The organism is Brevundimonas sp. FV1ye7S (assembly GCF_058680995.1).
Map to the genome: position 1 here is coordinate 943,843 of NZ_CM178726.1, position 16,684 is coordinate 960,526.

The window sequence follows — 16,684 nt, forward strand, 5'->3', positions numbered from 1 at the left end:
CCCTCAGGGGCGCTCTTGGCCCTCCGAGACCTTGGGAGAGGGAGATACATCTCCACGTCCTCGCAGGAACAGGATTGCGGCGCCTCCGACCAATATGAGGCCGGCCAGGCTGGTGGCGTAGGCGGCGCCCACGAAAAAGGGCAGCCAAGGCAGATCGACAGCGCCGAAATTCTTGAACAGCAGCAGCGCCACGCTGCCCAGATAGCCGGTGGAGTCGGCCACATAGATCAGGAAACCGGCGGTCGCGACCGTGCCCGAATAGGCGATCATCCGGTCGAACAGCATGGCGTTGAAGGGGGTGTAGGCGAGGTACAGGCCCGCGCCGCCGGCGATCATCCAGACGATCGGCGACAGCAGGCCCTGCTGAAAGGCGAGAGTCGAGGCGCCCAGGATGGCGAACCCGGCCAGAATGACGCCGTGCATGAACAGCAGGGCCCGGCCGTTGTTCTTCACCGCGATCAACACGCCCATCGCCACCAGCGACAGGGCCGCCACCGGCCCTTCGCTGGCGGTGAAGACCGAGGCGGCGTCGCCGTAGCCCAGCGCCTGCCAGATTTCGGCGGCGAAGTTGTCGCGCAGGTCGCGGAAGGCCGTCAGCATCACATAGGCGGCGACCAGCAGAAGCAGCACCGGCCAGTGCGCGGCCAGGAAGGCGGCGCGCTCTCTGGCCATCATCGGCCGACGCGCCACGCGCTCGGCTTCGTCAGCGGGACTGGGCGCGGGCAGGGTGGCGAGGGCCAGCACCGAAACGGCCAGCAGAGGCATGAAGACCACCCCGACGGCCGCCGGCATCCAGAACTCGCTGACCTGCCAGTTCTCCATCAAGGCCTTGCCGACCGATTTCACGACGCCGGAAGACAGAATGAAGCTGGCGCACAGGATCGCCCCCAGCACCTCGCTGGTGCGTCGCCCCTCCATGAAACCGAACACGAGGCCCCAGATCAGACCGAGCGGCAGACCGTTGAGGAACAGGGCCGCGACATTCCATGGCGCTGGCACGACCGCGAACAGGACCAAAGCGATCCAGGAGACGCCGATCAGCAGGATGATCGCGGCCGCTCGGCGTTCGGGCCGCATCTCCGCGATCACCTTGATCCCGATCAGCTTGGACAGGGCGTAGCCGGCCACCTGCGCGATCACGAGGGCGATCTTGTAGTCCAGGGCGAAATCCCAACCGGCCACGACATCGAAGGTCGCGGCGGTGAAGGGTTTGCGGAAGGCGTACATGGAGAAATAGGCGCAGAATCCCGCCAGGCCCGCGAACGCCACAAAGACAACGGGGTTGGCCTTCGCCAGCCAGAGCCGCATCCGGTTCATCGTTTGACATCATCCTGTTGCACCCACGTGGTCTAGACCACTGCTGCGACGCTTGAATGACGAGGATGATGGGATGATGGGACGGTACGACGTCGCTGTGGTGGGGGCGGGAATCGTCGGCCTGGCCTGCGCCCTGGCCGCTGCACGGCGCGGCCTTTCGGTGGTGGTGTTCGACCGTGACGCCCAGGCGAACGGCGCCTCGATCCGGAACTTCGGGTTCGTCACCGTCACCGGCCAGCCGCGCGGCCGGGTGTGGCGCCGCGCCCATCGCAGCCGCGCCGTCTGGGGCGAGGTCGCGGGCGAGGCGGGCGTGCCGATCCTGCAACACGGCCTCTGGCTGCCCGTGCGCAGGCCCGAGGCCGCAGCCGTGCTGGAAGCCTTCATGGCCACCGAGATGGGTGAAGGCTGTCGGCTGATGACGCCGGACGAGGCGCGGGCCCGATCGCCGGAGACGACCGGACCTGACACGGTCGCCGCCCTCTGGAGTCCCCATGAATTGCGTGTCGACTCCCGCACGGCCATCCCGCGACTGGCGGCGTGGCTGGAGGGGCGTTTCGGGGTCGAGTTTCTGCGTCAGACCGTCGTCCAGGCGGTCGAGCCGCCGCGCGTCGTCACGGGGCGGGGCGTCGTGGAGGCCGCGCGGGTGGTGGTCTGTCCCGGAGACGATCTGGTCAGCCTGTTCCCTGATTGCCTGGCTGACGCCGGCCTGGCGCGCTGCAAGTTGCAGATGATGCGGCTGGCGTCGCCCGGCTTTGACTTGCCGGCGCCGGTCATGTCCGACCTCGGTCTGGTTCGCTACGGCGGCTACGCCGACTTGCCGGAGGCCGCCGCCCTGCGCGCGCGGCTGGAGGCGGAGCAGGGCCGGGCCCTGGCCGAGGGGGTCCACCTGATCGCGGTGCAGGACGCCGACGGCGCCCTGGTCGTGGGCGACAGCCATCACGACGCCGCCACGCCCGATCCGTTCGCCGACGAGGCGGTCGATCAACTGATCCTGGATGAATGGCGCGCCGCCACCGGCCGGCCCGCGCCGCCCGTCCTGCAACGCTGGACGGGGACCTATGCCCGTGGTCCGCACGCCGACCTGGTCGCCGCGCCGCACCCCTGCGTTCGCCTCGCCCTCATCACCGCCGGCAACGGCGCCTCCACCGCCTTCGCCTTTGGCGAAGAGGTGATCGCAGACCTGTTTCAGGAGACGTTCGAACCATGACCTCCATCCGCGACAGCTTCGACATGGTCGTTTTCGACTGGGCCGGCACCATGGTCGATTTCGGCAGCCGCGCCCCGGTGCTGGCCCTGATGGAGGCCTTCGCCGTCCTCGGCGCGCCCGTCAGTGAAGAGGAGGCCCGCCGCGACATGGGCCGGGCCAAGGCCGACCACGTCCGCGCCCTGTTCGAACAGCCCCGGATCAACCAGGCCTGGCAGGCGGTCCACGCCGCGGCGCCGGACCAGCAGGCTGTCGATCAGGTCATGGCCGAACTCCAGGCCCCGATGATCCGTCTGGCCGAGGAGACGGCGGATCTGATCCCCGGCGCCGCGGACGCCGTGGCGCATCTGCGCAGCCTGGGTCTGAAGATCGCCTCCTGCACCGGCTACACCCGCGAGATGATGCAGGCGATCCTGCCGCGCGCCGCCGCTCAGGGGTACGCACCCGACCTGGTGGTCTGCGCCCACGAGACGCCGGAGGGGCGACCCTCGCCGCTGATGATCTACAAGGCCTGCGCCGATCTGGGCGTCTGGCCCCTGTCGCGCGTGGTCAAGGTGGACGATGCGGAGGTGGGCGTCGCCGAGGGGCGCAATGCCGGCTGTTTCACCATCGGCGTGGCCGCCTCAGGCAATATGGTCGGTCTGACCGCCCAGGCCCTGGCCGATCTGGACGGCGATGAACGCGTCGTTCTGTTGAAGGCCGCCGCCGACCGGCTGCATGACGCCGGGGCCGATCTGGTCATCGACACGGTGGCCGATCTGATCCCCGCCCTGGAGGCCGAGGCGACCCGGCGCGCCGGCCTTTCCTAACGCACCCGGATATCGACGCTGATCTTCAGGGCGTCGTGGCGCCAGTATTCGCGGTCGAACTCGACCACGCGACCCTGGGCGTCATAACTGGTGCGGACCACATTCAGCCCCGGCAGTCCCGACTTGACCTGAAGCGCCTCGGCCTCGCCGCGGGTCAGGGCGCACGGCTGCATGTCCACCCGGTTGCGGGCCACGGCGATATTATAGGCGGACTTCAGGACGCTGGTCAGCGAACCGTCCAGCGGGTGGCTGAGCAGGTCCGGGGCCAGGGCCGCGTCGACGACGATGGTCTCCACCAGTACGGCGCGGCCATCGACTGAACGCCGTCTGCGAATGCGATACATCGGCGCGCCGACCGGGCGGCCGAAGATGGGGGCCAGGGCGGGGGTGCAGGCGATTTCCGTCTTGCTGAGGGTCTCGGTCTCCGGGCGGCGGCCCTGGGCCTCGACATAGGACATGAAGCCTTCCCATCGGGTCGGATCATAGACCACCGGCGGGGGCGAGACGTACCAGCCGCTGCGGTCCTTGCGATAGATGATCCCTTCGGCCTCCAGCTGGAACAGGGCCTCCCGGATCGTGCCGCGCGCCACCCCGCCGCCCACTTGCAACTGACGTTCGGAGGGCAGGCGTTCGCCGGGCTTCAACTCTCCTCCCGCGATCCGTGTGGCGATGGCGTCGCGCACCCCGAGATAGTGAAGGCTGTCCGGCTGAGTCATGGGATCGCTCGATCGACGGTCGATTCCCGCCCCACCGGAGGATGAGAAGTCGTGTCTGTGGGGTCAAGTGAACCGGATCAGCCCCCTGACGGTTCAGACATTCGCCGCTCAAGCTTCACGAAAACTTCGCCGAAGATCTCCCTTCATCTGGTCTATACCAAAATTGAAGAGGGGGATTTGATCCATGTCAAATGATCGGCGGTCTTTCCTGCGGGGCGCTCTGGGCGGCGTGGCGGCTGGAGCGGCGTTGAACATGTTGCCGGCGACGGTGCGCAAGGCGATGGCCATTCCCGCCAACAACGCCACGGGCACGATCATGGATGTCGAGCATGTGGTCATCTTCATGCAGGAGAACCGCGCCTTCGATCACTATCTCGGCGCCCTGAACGGGGTGCGGGGCTTCGGCGATCCCCGGCCGCAGCGCCTGCCGGGCGGAGCCTCTGTCTGGCGTCAGCCCAGCGCCGAGCATCCGGACGGATTCGTCGCCCCCTTCCACGGCGATTCCCGCACCACCAACGCCTATACGGTCGATGGCGCGGATCAGGGCCATACGGCGGCGATCACCATCGTCAACGGCGGCCGCTATGACCAGTGGGGCCATTCGCGCGAGCTGCACAAGCGGATGGCCTATTACAAGGCCTCCGACCTGCCCTTCTACTACGCCCTGGCCGGCGCCTTCACCGTCTGCGACGCCTACCACTGCTCGACCCTGACCCAGACCTATCCGAACCGCCTGCACCTCTGGACCGGCTGCAACGGCGGCGGAAAGGTCGGCGGCGATCCCGAGATGAGCAACTACGGCGAGGACGAGACGCCCAGCGCCGACATGGCCGAGGACAGGCCGATGGCCCGCGGTCCGCACGACTGGACCACCTACGCCGAACGGCTCCAGGCGGCGGGCGTCAGTTGGAAGGTCTATCAGGAATACGACAATTTCGGCGACAACATCCTGTCGGTTTTCAAGCCGTTCCGGCCCTGCCCGAAGGATTCGCCCCTGTATCAGCGCGGTCGCGCCTGGGTGTCGGAAGACAAGACCGGCGCGGATCGCACCCGCTCGGACGGCCAACAGCTGGTGGAGGCCTTCCGCGCGGACATCGCCGGCGGGCGGTTGCCCCAGGTGTCGTGGATCGTCACGGCGGCGGATCTGTCCGAACATCCATCGGCCGAGCCGTCCAAGGGCGAGCATGTCTGCGCCAAGTTGATCGAGGCCCTGGTCGATCATCCCGAGGTGTTTTCCAAGACGGTCTTCATCGTCAACTACGACGAGGCCGGCGGCTTCTACGACCATGTCCAGCCGCCCATGCCGCCGCTGACGCCCGACCAGGGGTACAGCACCGTGTCCGTCGCCGGCGAGGCCAAGGACTATGGGCAGGATGCGGAACGGCCCCACCACGGCGCCCATCCGCTGGGCCTCGGCATCCGGGTGCCGGCCATCGTGGTTTCGCCCTGGAGCCGCGGCGGCTTTGTCTGTTCGGAGGTGTTCGATCACACCTCCACGCTTCAGTTCCTGGAAAAACGCTTCGGCGTCAGGGAAGAGAACATCAGCGACTGGCGTCGGACCGTCTGCGGCGACTTGACCTCGGCCTTCGACTTCGCGCGTCCGAACCAGGACTGGTCGGCCCTGTCCCTGCCGGCCACGGCTGATTACATGCAGCGCGTCGCCCGTTCCAAGGCCGCGCCCAGTCTGCGGATTCCGGAGCGCCAGACGCCGGCCTTCCAGGACGGACCCCAGCGCGGCGCACGTCCCTTGCCCTATGACCTGGCCGCTGCGGCCCGCGTCGCGGATGGGGCGGTCCTGATCGATCTGGTCAACAGCGGGCGGACGGGCGCGGTCTTCCAGGTGTTCGACAATACCGACCGCGCGGGACCGTGGCGCTTCACCCTGGGATCCGGGGAGACCTATGCGGCCGGACATTGGAACGACGGCCGGCCCGGCGTCTATGATCTGACGGTTCACGGTCCCAACGGCTTCTATCGTCGGTTCGCCGGCGACGCCACGCGGCCCCAACCCCAGGTGACGATCTCCACCGACGCCAAGGGTCTTCTCACCGTCGAGTTGGCCGGTGCGCAGGAGGGGACGGCGCAGGCGGTGCTGGACATGGACGCTGCCTACCCCCTGTCCGAAGGGGAGGCGCGCCGCCGCTTGACCCTTCATCCCGGAACGGCGGCGCATTCGGTCTGGGATCTGCGCGGCAGCGACCATTGGTACGATCTGACCGTGACCTTGGCGGACGATCCGACCTTCATCCAGCGCCTGGCCGGTCATGTGGAGACCGGTCGTCCCAGCCGCACCGACCCGGCCATCGGACGCATGCGCCTGTGACCGACGCCACGCCCGCCCACCCGATTTCGACCCAGCTTACAGACGGACTTTCGATGACTTCTCCCGTGGATGCCGACGCCTTCTTCACCGAACTGTCGGACCTGTTCAGCCGACTGGGCGCGCTGCATTACGGCGAAGACGTCAGCCAACTGGAGCATGCGCTGCAGACCGCGCATCACGCGCGCGTCGATGGGGCGCCGCCGGCCCTGGTGGCGGCGGCCCTGCTGCACGACGTCGGCCATATGATGCAGAAGGCGGGCGAGGACGCCGCCGACCGCGGCATCGACACCCGCCACGAACATATCAGCGCCGGCTACCTGTCGCGCGCCTTTGGCCCGGAGGTGACCGAGCCGGTCCGGCTGCACGTCGCGGCCAAACGCTGTCTGGCCGCCACCGCGCCCGGCTATGTGGATCGGCTCAGCGCGGCCTCGCTTCAGAGCCTGGCCTTGCAGGGCGGGCCGATGAGCCCGGCCGAGGTGGACGAATTCATGGCCCTGCCGGCGGCCGAGGCCGCGCTGCGGCTGCGGCGCTACGACGAACTGGGCAAGGCCCAGGGCGTCGAGGTCGACGGCTTCGAGGCCTATCGCGAGCTTCTCTGCGACCTGATCAACCGCAGGGCGGAAGCCTAGTTTTCATTTCAACTATGGGGGTTGTTGAATGAGTAAGCGTTTCCATCGTCGCCGGTCCGGATAGCCGGGCCAGCGAGAGAATGACCGACGTCGCCTGAAGCGGCGTCGCTACAGCCGAACCGATCGGCCGGGGGGGCCAACAGGGTGATCGACACCGACAGGGCGCGCACGCGCGTCGCTGATCGCTGACGGCTGCCTTGCGCCGACCCTGATCGGTCGAACCGAAATCACATCAGGATCAATGGAGACAGTCATGTCGCGTCATGTCATCGCCCGTGCGCGGGCCGTTCATCGTCAAATCTTCGCCGGCGCCGATCTGCGCACGGTCCTTCTGGCGGGTTCCGCCGTTCTGGCGGCCTCGTCCGCCCACGCTCAGACAGTTCAGGCCCCGGCAGCGGCCGAGGTGGACGAGGTCGTCGTCACGGGGCAGCGCCTCAGCACCGCCAACGCCATCGAGGCCCAACGCCGGTCGGGCGTGGTCTCGAGCGTGATCTCGTCTGACGACCTGGGCAAACTGCCCGACGCCAACGTCGCCGACGCCCTGGCGCGCGCGCCCGGCATCAATGTGGTGGTGAACCAGGAAACGGGCGAGGGCGAATATGTCTCGGTCCGGGGGCTGGCTGGCACCTTCAACGCCTATTCGATCAACGGCGTTCGCGTCGCCCTGACCGACCCCGACAGCCGCAAGATGTCGATGACGGTCCTGCCGCCCAACGGTCTGAAGAGCATCACCGTCTCCAAGACCCTGACGCCGGACATGGACGGGGACGCCATCGGCGGCTCGGTCAACTTCCAGACCCCGACGGCCTTCGACTTCACCAAGCCGGTTGCGCGCGCCTTCCTCAGCTACGGCGTCAATGACCGCGCCCAGGAACAGGGCGAGGAAGACGGTTCGGGCCAGGTCCAACTGGACTTCGCCAGCCGCCTGTCCTCGGACAGCCGTTTCGGCGCCTTCGTCTCGTTCAACTATGGCAAGAGCAACAGCCTGAACGAAGAAACCGAAAACGACGGCGAGTGGGAGCCCTACCGCTGGCGCAAGGACAGCGAAGAGGCGATCGACGAACGCTCGATGTATCTGCCGGGGATCGACCTCGACTACCGCCGTATCGAACAGGAGCGTTTCGGCGGAAACTTCTCGCTGGATTATCAAGGTCAGGCGAACGACTTCTATCTGCGCGGCCAGTACAGCCGTCTGGAACGGACGGGCACCAACGACTACACCGACTTCCGCAGCCGCAAGACCAAGCGCCTTCAGCAAGTCGATGTTGAAAACTCAAGCCTGATCCAGCCCGACAACGCCGTCGTCGGTTTCGGCGCCAAGGGCCGTATCTACAGCTACACCGTCGCGCAGATGAAAGACTTCGACGCCGACGGCGTGATCACGGACGCCGACCGCCAGAGCAGCTCGTCCTATTGGTCGCTGTTCGGTCGTTCCGGCGTGTGGAAGCCTGAGACCTTCCAGTTCGCGCGGACCTTCCAGACCCTGGACCAGGTCTCAACCCTGGGCACGATCAACCTGGGCGGCCAGAGCCGTCTGAACCGCCTGACCCTTGATTACGACCTCAGCTACAGCGCGGGTGAGAAGGGCGGACCGGACAGCTTCTCGATCGGCTACAACTGCGACGCCTGTTCGGCGCCGTTCAATCAGACGGGTCTGCTGTGGTCGTCCTACGACCCCCGCTTCCCCATGCCGCAATTGCCGGCCTTCGCCCAGAACGCGCAGAACGATCCCAATCTGCTGCCCTATGACGGGGGCGGGCGCAGCCGCGACAAACAGACCGACGCGCGCACGGCGTTCAAGTTCGACGCTGTCTATGAGATGGAAGGCCTCGTCCGTCACCTGAAGGCGGGCGTGAAGGTTCTGCGGTCCGAGCGCGAATACGACGCCACCCCGATCTGGGGCGGTTCATTCGACAACACGCCGCTGGAGGGCAAGAGCCTGGGTCAGTCGGGTCTGATCGACCGCGAGGTCGGCTCCGTTCTGAACGGCCGCTACTACTATGGCGCCATCCTGAACCGCGATCGGGTGACGGCCGCCATCGAGGCCGCCCAGAAGGCCAATCCGGTCACCTATTCCTACGCTGATCTGAGCTCCAGCGATAAGCGCGGCGAAGAGACCATCTACGCCGGTTACGGCCTGGCCAGCTTCCAGTTCAACGATCTGGACGTGGTCGCCGGGGTGCGGGTCGAGCACACCGAGGTCAGCAACACCAACTGGATCGAGGACGAGGCCCAGACCGGCTTCGGCGACACCAACAGCAACTACACGAACGTCCTGCCCAGCGTGACGGCGGTCTATCGTCCGTCGGACAACTTCGTCTATCGCGGCGCGATCTGGACCAGCTTCTCCCGGCCCGAGTTCAGCAACATCTCGCGGGGCGTCAGCGTCGGGCGGGCAAAGCCGAGGCCGGGCCAGACCCTGGGCGACATCGTCTCGATCAGCCGCGGCAATCCTGATCTGAAACCGGCCGAGGCCCTGAACCTGGACGTCTCGGCCGAATATTATCCGGATCGGTCCAGCCTGGTCTCCATCGGCGTCTTCCACAAGAAGATCGACCACTTCATCTTCACCAACGGCAGCGCGGTCGACGCCGACACCCAGGAGGGCGTGATCACCATCAGCCAACCCAAGAACGGTGAGACGGCCAGGATCACGGGCGTCGAACTGAACCTGATCAAGTCGTTCGAGGGCATGGGCGCGCCGTTCGACGGCTTCGGCGTCGAGGCCAACCTGACCCGTCAGGTCAGCGAGGCGGAGACCGGCCTAGACTATCGCAAGGGACGGTCGATCTCGTTCATCCAGGCGCCGGACCTGATCTACAACGCCTCTCTGACCTATCAGAAATACGGCTTCGAAGCCCGCCTGTCGTATCAGTACCAGGGCGCCTATATCGAAGACCTGCGCGACAACGCCGTCGATAAATGGGTCCAGCCGAACAAGAGCCTGGACTTCCACTCGCGCTACAACTTCCGCCCTGGTCTGACGATGGACTTCGACGTCCAGAACATCCTGGACGGCCATCGCTACTACACCACCAAGGGCGAGAGCCCCTCGTACCAGAAGGACTATATGGAGCCCGGTCGGAACTTCCTGGTCCGCCTGGCCTACTCATACTGATCTGAAGAAGAAGCGCCGGCCCGCCCCCGATCTTGCGATCGGGGGCGGGCTAGGCGTCCGGCGACCGAGCCTTAGTCCGGCGAAGCGCCGAAATCCTGACCCAGCGCGCGTCGGGTCAGTCCGCGACCAGGATGTCGGTGCGGCTTTCCCGCGCGGCGGTTGCGATGTCGGGAGAGGGCGTGCGGTCGGTGACGATCAGATCGACCTGCGACCATTCCGCCGCAATGATCCGGCCGGGGGCTTCGAACTTGGAGGCATCGGCCAGGCAGATCGTCTTGCGGGCGTTCGGCAGGACCGCCCTGGCATATTCGGCCTCTTCCGGCTCGTGGTCCAGAAAACCCCGCGCGGCGTCTATGGCGACAATGGAGAAGACGGCGAGATCGGGCACGAACCGGTTAGCGTAGGCCGCCGCCTCGGCGCCAAAGGCCGCGCGATAGGTCGTATTGACGGCGCCGCCCGCCAGGAACAGTCGTGCATCCGACGTCGCTGACAATTCGCCGGCGGTTTCCAGACTGTTGGTGATCACGGTTAGGTTTGTCACCGACGCGATCTCGCGCGCCATCCAGAAGGCCGTCGTGCTGGAATCCAGCAACAGGGTCATGCCGGGCTCGATCAAGTCCGCCGCGCAGGCGGCGATCCGCTTCTTGGCCTCCGCATTGACATTGAGCCGCTGACGCCAGGGCGCCTCGGCCCGCCGGTCGCGCAGGCGGACGCCGCCATGCACCTTTCGCACCGCCCCGTCCTGCTCCAGGCGCCGAATGTCGCGACGCACGGTTTCTTCCGAGACGGCGAAGGCCGCCGCGAGGTCGGCGATCGTGCACGATCCCTGATCCGACAGGGCTGAAAGAATGGCGTCGAGCCTGGCCGTCTGGTTCAAGGCGTCCCCCTGCAATGCATACTATGTGGCATGTGACGCCCTTCGCCGTCAAAAACCACATAAAAACACAAAATGCCACAATAGTTCACATCCGTGTCACAGGGATGGCGTAGATCATCCACTGAGACGGCTTGGCGCCGTCCAAGATCAGGGGATGTCATCATGGTTCTTTCAAACACGCGCTTCGGCGCGCGCGCCCTGCTGTGCGGCGTCGCGCTCGCCGCGGTTCTGCCCGCCGCCGCCTTGGCCCAGAACGCCCAGGGCCAGACCACGCAGGGCCAGACGTCGGGCGAGCCCGCCAATCTTGCCGAAATCATCGTCACGGGCTCACGCAACGCCACGCGTCGCGCCGAGGCGGAGCAACGTCAGGCCGACATCGTGTCCGAGGTGATCTCCGCCGATGAACTGCTGACCATTCCCTCCACCAGCGTGGCGGCCGCGCTGAAGCGGCTTCCGGGCGTCAGCACCGTCAACGACCGCGGCACGGGCGACGCGCGCTACGTCAGCATTCGCGGTCTGGACAGCGCCCTGAACGTCTACACGCTGAACGGGGTGCGCCTGGCGACCTCGGGCCGCGACAACCGCGCCGTGGCCCTGGATCTGCTGCCGCCGGACGGCCTGGACACCGTGCGCGTGGTCAAGAGCGTGACGCCGGATCTCGACGGCGACGCGGTCGGCGGCACCATCGACTTCCGCCTGCCCAGCCCCTTCGATTTCGACGAAAACCTCGCAAGCCTGTCGGTGCGCGCCAGCCGGGAAAACATCGCCGACAAGACGGCGACCGACCTGACCGGCGCCTTCTCGACCTTCCTGAACGAGGCCAAGACCCTGGGTCTCTATGGCGTCGTCTTCCACACCGAGCGGACCATCACCGGCGAGCGCAACGAGAACATCAGCTACAACACCAGCTGGCGTCCGGACGGCGTCCTGCCGGCCGACAATATCGTCTTGCCGGAGAGCACCGAGCTGCGGCTGGTCTCCCACGGCCTGGACCGGTTCGTGAACGACATTGATCGCACCGGCGGCAACTTCACTCTGGAATACCGCCCCTCGGCCGACGACGCCCTGCATCTGCGCAGCCTCTATTCGCAGTGGAAGAATGATCAGCTGCATGACTATATCGACGTCAAGACCAGCCTGAATGCCGCCGGCGCGATCGACGGCTTCTCGTCCCTGATGGGCGCCGAGGTGAAGCAGGAAGACAACCGGCTGGCCATGGTCGACTTCGGCGGCCGCCACGTCCGCAGCGCCTTCGAGCTGGACTACGATATCGCCTATACCTACGGCCGGACCGAGACGCCGAACCAATGGTATATTGAGTATGTGACGGACAGCAGCCTGCCGATCTTCGACACGCCGATCAGCTTCGACGCCTCGGACAGCAAACACCCGACCTGGGTGTTGAGCGAGGCCCAGTCGACGGCCATGCTGAACCCCGACAATCTGAAGTTCGACTATGCCGAACTGTATCGCCGGATTTCAGAAGATTCCCAGGCCTTCGCCTCGACCAACCTGACCTGGTCGCCCGAGGGCCAGGGTCTGATCAAGACGGTCAAGGGCGGGTTCCGGTTCCGCCGGTCCCAGCGTGACTATGACCAGCAGCAGGATGTCGACAGCGGCACGCGGGACATTCCGGGACTGGCCGGCGGCTCGCCCCTTTCGAGCCATACCGACCTGATCGCGGGCTCGATCGATCATTTCGACGACGACCACTATCGCGACCGGACCCGCTTCGGCACGATCATGGAAATGAACCGGGTTCTGGCCCTGCTTCAGGCTGCGCCCCGTGTGACCGACGCGGAATATCCCTGGAACCTGAACGACTCCACAGGCCACGAGACCAGCTACAGCGGTTACGCCATGGCGGTGCTGGAGCGGGGCGCCTGGTCGGCCACCGCAGGCGCGCGCCTGGAGCGGACGGACGTCCACAATGAGGCGCTGGTCACGACCGAGGACGCCGTCACCGGCGTCGTCACACGCGAGTTCGGCGGCGAGACCGGCACCACCGAGGCCACCTACACCGAGTTTCTGCCCAGCCTGCACGTGGATTGGCGCCCGAACGCCGACTGGACCGTCCGCGCCGCCGTCTGGACCTCGTTCGCCCGTCCGAACTTCACCGACATCTCCAAGGGGATCAACGTCGAATCCAACGGGCCGCGGATCGTCTCGATTTCAAAGGGCAATCCCGATCTGAAGCCGGCCGAGGCGCTGAACTTCGACCTGGGCGTTCAATACTCCGGCGACCAGGGCTTCTTCTCGGCGGGCCTGTTCCGCAAGGAGATCGACAACTTCATCTATCAGTCGGCCGGATCTCAGGTCATCGTCGGCGAAGACGGCGTGCCGATCACGACCTCGGCCAACGGCAAGGACGCCAGCATCTGGGGTCTGGAACTGGCCGGTCGTCGCGACCTGATCGCCGGCTTCTCGGCCTGGGCCAACTATACCTATCAGCCCAGCAAGGCGGATCCGGGCATCGCCTGGCGCGACGGCGTCGAAGTCGGCCTGCCCAATGCGCCGGAGGTGCTGGGCAATATCGGCATCGGTTACAAGCGCGACCGGTTCGACGCCGACCTGGGCTACAGCTACCGGGGCCGCTACATTGCGACCCTGCGCGCCAACGCCCTGGACGAATATATCCAGCCCCAGGCGACGCTCGACTTCGGCGCGCGTCTGCAACTGACCGACCAACTGGTGCTCAGCCTCTATGGTGAGAACCTGACGGGCGAGGCCGGCTACTGGGCTACGCGCGGCAAGTCGGAACGCTACACCATCGGCTATCAGACCGCGCCGCGCATGCTGGGTCTGGGCCTGACCTGGCGTCACTGAGGCGGCTCGCCTCACCGTCGTAAGCCTGTCGCCCGCGCCGGTCATAAGATCGGCGCGGGCCCCTCTTTCGGAAACACACCATGTCTGTCGATCGGCGATCCCTTCTGGCGGGCGGCCTGGGCGCGGCCCTGGCGGCGGGCCTTCCGGCGTCTCTGGCGCGGGCCCTGTCCATTCCGGCCGATGTCCGCAAGGGCACGATCGAGGATGTGGAGCATGTGGTCATCCTGATGCAGGAGAACCGCAGCTTCGATCACTATTTCGGCGCCATGGCGGGGGTGCGGGGCTTCGGCGACGCCCATCCCATTCCTGTCGCGGCCGGCTCCGACGGCGCGCCGCGCGACGTCTGGACCCAGACCGACCGCACGGTCCAGCCACCTGCGGACATCGGCCCCTTCCATCTGTCGACGGCGGCGAATTTCGACCTGATGCGGATGGAGGGCACGCCCCACCATTGGCCCGACGCCCAGGCGGCCTGGGATCAGGGGCGGATGGCGCATTGGCCCGAGGCCAAGACCCAGCGCGCCCTGGGCTATTACAGGCGCGAGGACATTCCGTTCCAATACGCCATGGCCGAGGCCTTCACCCTCTGCGACGCCTATCACTGCTCGGTCCAGACCGGCACCAACACCAACCGGCTGTTCCTGTTCAGCGGGACCAACGACCCCCACGGCCTCGCCGGCGGGCCGGTGGTCGACAATGTCGACGACGACCTGAACAAGCCTGACGACGACCAGCCGCGCTATAACTGGACCACCTACGCCGAGCGGCTGCAGGCGGCGGGGATCGACTGGCGCCACTACCAGAATCTGGCCGACAATTTCGGCGACAACCCCGTCCAGAACTTCATGGCCTACCGGCGGGCCTGGCGCGACGAGCCCGGCTCGGATCCGGCGCTGAAGGACCGCGCCCTGTCGACGCGCGATCTGGACCAGCTGAAGGCTGACGTGTTGGGCGGCCGTCTGCCGCAGGTGTCATGGATCATCGGCACGGCGGAGGGGTCAGAACACCCCGGTCCGTCCAGCCCGGCCCAGGGCGCGGACTATATGGCGCGGGTGATCGACGCCCTGACCGCCGACCCCGCCGTCTGGGCTCGGACCGTGCTGTTCATCAATTTCGACGAGAACGACGGCTTCTTCGATCATGTGCCGCCGCCCGCCCCGCCTTCGCCGGATCCGCAGGCGCCCGGCGGCTTCGCCGGCGCCTCGACCGTCTCGACGGCCGGCGAATACCATCGTCTGCCCGCGCCCGGCGCTGACGGCGATACGGCGGAGTTCCGGGGCCGGCCCTACGGTCTTGGGCCGCGCGTGCCCATGTATGTCCTGTCCCCCTGGTCGCGGGGCGGTTGGGTCCATTCGGAAGTCGCGGACCACACCTCCGTCATCCGCTTTTTGGAGCGCCGGTTCGGCGTGATGGAGCCCAATATCTCGGCCTGGCGACGCGCGGTGTGCAGCGACCTGACCACCGCCTTCGATTTCGCGACGCCCAACGACACCGATTTCACCCGGCTGTTGCCGGACACGACGGACGCCCGGTTGCGGGCCGCGGCCATTCCGCATCAGCCGACGCCCGTCCTGCCCGCCGATCACAGTCGACCGCCTCAGGAGCCCGGCGAAAGGCCGGCCCGTCCGACCCGATATCGGCTCCAGGCGACCTGCGACGTGAATGCGGACAGGAGCGAGGCCACGCTGACCTTCTCGGTTCAGGGCGAGTTGGCCGCTGTCTTCCATGTCTACGACCGGCTGCACCTGGACCGAATTCCTCGTCGCTACACCGTCGGGGCGGGCGAGAGCCTGACGGGCGTATGGGCGCTGACGCCCGATGGAGGACGATACGACCTCTGGGTTCTGGGACCGTCAGGGCGGGTCGGTCATTTCGTCGGCTGACCCAAGGCTGAGGCCTGGACGGCAGGGGACGAAGGCCCGAGCCGTCCAGGCGCCACGCCCTCTTCACCAGATCTGGGTTTGGGCGGGAATGCTGTTGAAATAGCTGCAGAGGTTCACATAGGGGCCGCGATTGCAGGTGGCCGGGCTCTGGATCAGGTTTCCGGAGTTGTCCGTGTTTTTGGCCGGCGTGCTGCCGGGTTTGTGAGACCACAGGCCGTTGCTGTCCCTTCGGTACCAGTGGAAGTCATTTCCGGGCCAGATGACCAGGCAGATGATCTGCCCCGCCGCCGGGGTGACGTTGGGATTGGGGATCAGGATCTGGCCGTCGCGCTGCGAGGCGGCGCCGACGTTGTCGCAGCTGAACGTCGTGTACATCTGACCGGACCCGCGCCCGGGCTGTGCGAAACTGTTGGTGATCTTGTCGTTGGCGTAGTTGTAGCAGTTGTTGTTCGCCATGATGTAGGGGTTGTTGTTCCACTTCCCGGGATCATAGGGCGGCGCGGCGAACACCGTGGGCGCGGCCTCCGCCTTAAAACCCTCGCCGCCGATTTCCCCAGTGACATAGTCGTAGAGATCGTCCGGAAGCGCCGCCCGGCCGGTTTCGAGCAGGAACAGTTCGGTTTCGGGCGATCCGAGGTTGAGCGAAATATTGAGGCCGCCGATCTCGGCCAGGCCCTGGTGGACGAAGATGTGCGAATCCAGCGCCTTCTCGCCCGTACTGGCGATGCTGAAGCCCCGATAGCCCAGCGCGCCGGCGATGCCGGGGGGACGAAGAAGTGACCGCTCCTGAGTGGATCGGAGCCGTTCGGTGAGTTGAAGCACCTGATCTTCCGCCAATTCCCAAACGGGGTCCGGACGACCAGAGAAGATGTGAAGCGTGACGATGACTGACATTGTGTTTGCTCCCTGTGTGCAACCTTAAAGTGTCGCATCTGGGCGGATAAGTCAATCATAGGTCGTGAAAATTCGCGATAGGGTCGTG

At 66.4% G+C, this 16,684-nt stretch carries 11 protein-coding genes; 7 read left to right on the forward strand and 4 right to left on the reverse strand.

The window, feature by feature from the left end:
* Nucleotides 1-3: 3 nt before the first annotated feature.
* Nucleotides 4-1,317 (reverse strand): DUF5690 family protein, encoded by a 1,314-nt coding sequence (locus ACW18C_RS04540; RefSeq protein WP_492073046.1) that lies wholly within the window; start codon nt 1,315-1,317, stop codon nt 4-6.
* Nucleotides 1,318-1,390: 73 nt separating this feature from the next.
* Here ACW18C_RS04540 and ACW18C_RS04545 point away from each other — a divergent pair, with 73 nt between their 5' ends.
* Complete coding sequence (locus ACW18C_RS04545; protein ID WP_492073047.1) at nt 1,391-2,524, forward strand: TIGR03364 family FAD-dependent oxidoreductase; 1,134 nt, start codon at nt 1,391-1,393, stop codon at nt 2,522-2,524.
* The gene (gene phnX, locus ACW18C_RS04550; RefSeq protein WP_492073049.1) at nt 2,521-3,330 is read left to right on the forward strand and encodes a phosphonoacetaldehyde hydrolase; all 810 of its coding nucleotides are present in this window, start codon (nt 2,521-2,523) and stop codon (nt 3,328-3,330) included. Before ACW18C_RS04545 ends, phnX begins: the two co-directional genes overlap by 4 nt.
* Here the strand turns inward: phnX and ACW18C_RS04555 are convergent.
* A complete protein-coding gene (locus ACW18C_RS04555; protein WP_008264036.1) occupies nt 3,327-4,046 on the reverse strand; it encodes a UTRA domain-containing protein in 720 nt (239 codons plus the stop codon). The two genes, phnX and ACW18C_RS04555, sit on opposite strands and share 4 nt — an antisense overlap.
* 184 nt (nt 4,047-4,230) lie before the next feature.
* Here ACW18C_RS04555 and ACW18C_RS04560 point away from each other — a divergent pair, with 184 nt between their 5' ends.
* The 3 genes from ACW18C_RS04560 to ACW18C_RS04570 all read left to right on the forward strand — a co-directional run bounded on the left by ACW18C_RS04560 (nt 4,231) and on the right by ACW18C_RS04570 (nt 10,116).
* Complete coding sequence (locus ACW18C_RS04560) at nt 4,231-6,369, forward strand: phosphocholine-specific phospholipase C (RefSeq protein WP_492073050.1); 2,139 nt, start codon at nt 4,231-4,233, stop codon at nt 6,367-6,369.
* Nucleotides 6,370-6,422: 53 nt separating this feature from the next.
* Entirely contained in the window at nt 6,423-6,998 is a 576-nt protein-coding gene (locus tag ACW18C_RS04565; RefSeq protein WP_040349281.1) for an HD domain-containing protein, read from the forward strand.
* Nucleotides 6,999-7,251: 253 nt separating this feature from the next.
* Nucleotides 7,252-10,116: a TonB-dependent receptor gene (locus ACW18C_RS04570; protein WP_492073051.1), complete on the forward strand. Its 2,865-nt coding sequence runs from the start codon at nt 7,252-7,254 to the stop codon at nt 10,114-10,116.
* Between the two features lie 115 nt (nt 10,117-10,231).
* On the opposite strand, the gene ACW18C_RS04575 is transcribed toward ACW18C_RS04570, so the two are convergent.
* Entirely contained in the window at nt 10,232-10,993 is a 762-nt protein-coding gene (locus ACW18C_RS04575) for a DeoR/GlpR family DNA-binding transcription regulator (RefSeq protein ID WP_492073052.1), read from the reverse strand.
* Nucleotides 10,994-11,155: 162 nt separating this feature from the next.
* Here ACW18C_RS04575 and ACW18C_RS04580 point away from each other — a divergent pair, with 162 nt between their 5' ends.
* Nucleotides 11,156-13,819 (forward strand): TonB-dependent receptor, encoded by a 2,664-nt coding sequence (locus ACW18C_RS04580; protein WP_492073053.1) that lies wholly within the window; start codon nt 11,156-11,158, stop codon nt 13,817-13,819.
* A gap of 80 nt (nt 13,820-13,899) precedes the next feature.
* Nucleotides 13,900-15,702: a phosphocholine-specific phospholipase C gene (locus ACW18C_RS04585; protein ID WP_492073055.1), complete on the forward strand. Its 1,803-nt coding sequence runs from the start codon at nt 13,900-13,902 to the stop codon at nt 15,700-15,702.
* A gap of 63 nt (nt 15,703-15,765) precedes the next feature.
* Here ACW18C_RS04585 and ACW18C_RS04590 read toward each other — a convergent pair whose 3' ends face one another.
* Nucleotides 15,766-16,596: a hypothetical protein gene (locus tag ACW18C_RS04590; RefSeq protein WP_492073057.1), complete on the reverse strand. Its 831-nt coding sequence runs from the start codon at nt 16,594-16,596 to the stop codon at nt 15,766-15,768.
* Nucleotides 16,597-16,684 lie beyond the last annotated feature (88 nt).

Bases quoted from the DNA above. Each gene is read 5' to 3' on its own strand.
- ACW18C_RS04570 (WP_492073051.1), top strand. From the start codon at position 7,252: ATGTCGCGTCATGTCATCGCCCGTGCGCGGGCCGTTCATCGTCAAATC.
- ACW18C_RS04585 (WP_492073055.1), top strand. From the start codon at position 13,900: ATGTCTGTCGATCGGCGATCCCTTCTGGCGGGCGGCCTGGGCGCGGCC.
- ACW18C_RS04540 (WP_492073046.1), bottom strand. From the start codon at position 1,317: ATGAACCGGATGCGGCTCTGGCTGGCGAAGGCCAACCCCGTTGTCTTT.
- ACW18C_RS04565 (WP_040349281.1), top strand. From the start codon at position 6,423: ATGACTTCTCCCGTGGATGCCGACGCCTTCTTCACCGAACTGTCGGAC.
- ACW18C_RS04580 (WP_492073053.1), top strand. From the start codon at position 11,156: ATGGTTCTTTCAAACACGCGCTTCGGCGCGCGCGCCCTGCTGTGCGGC.
- ACW18C_RS04560 (WP_492073050.1), top strand. From the start codon at position 4,231: ATGTCAAATGATCGGCGGTCTTTCCTGCGGGGCGCTCTGGGCGGCGTG.
- ACW18C_RS04545 (WP_492073047.1), top strand. From the start codon at position 1,391: ATGATGGGACGGTACGACGTCGCTGTGGTGGGGGCGGGAATCGTCGGC.
- phnX (WP_492073049.1), top strand. From the start codon at position 2,521: ATGACCTCCATCCGCGACAGCTTCGACATGGTCGTTTTCGACTGGGCC.
- ACW18C_RS04590 (WP_492073057.1), bottom strand. From the start codon at position 16,596: ATGTCAGTCATCGTCACGCTTCACATCTTCTCTGGTCGTCCGGACCCC.
- ACW18C_RS04555 (WP_008264036.1), bottom strand. From the start codon at position 4,046: ATGACTCAGCCGGACAGCCTTCACTATCTCGGGGTGCGCGACGCCATC.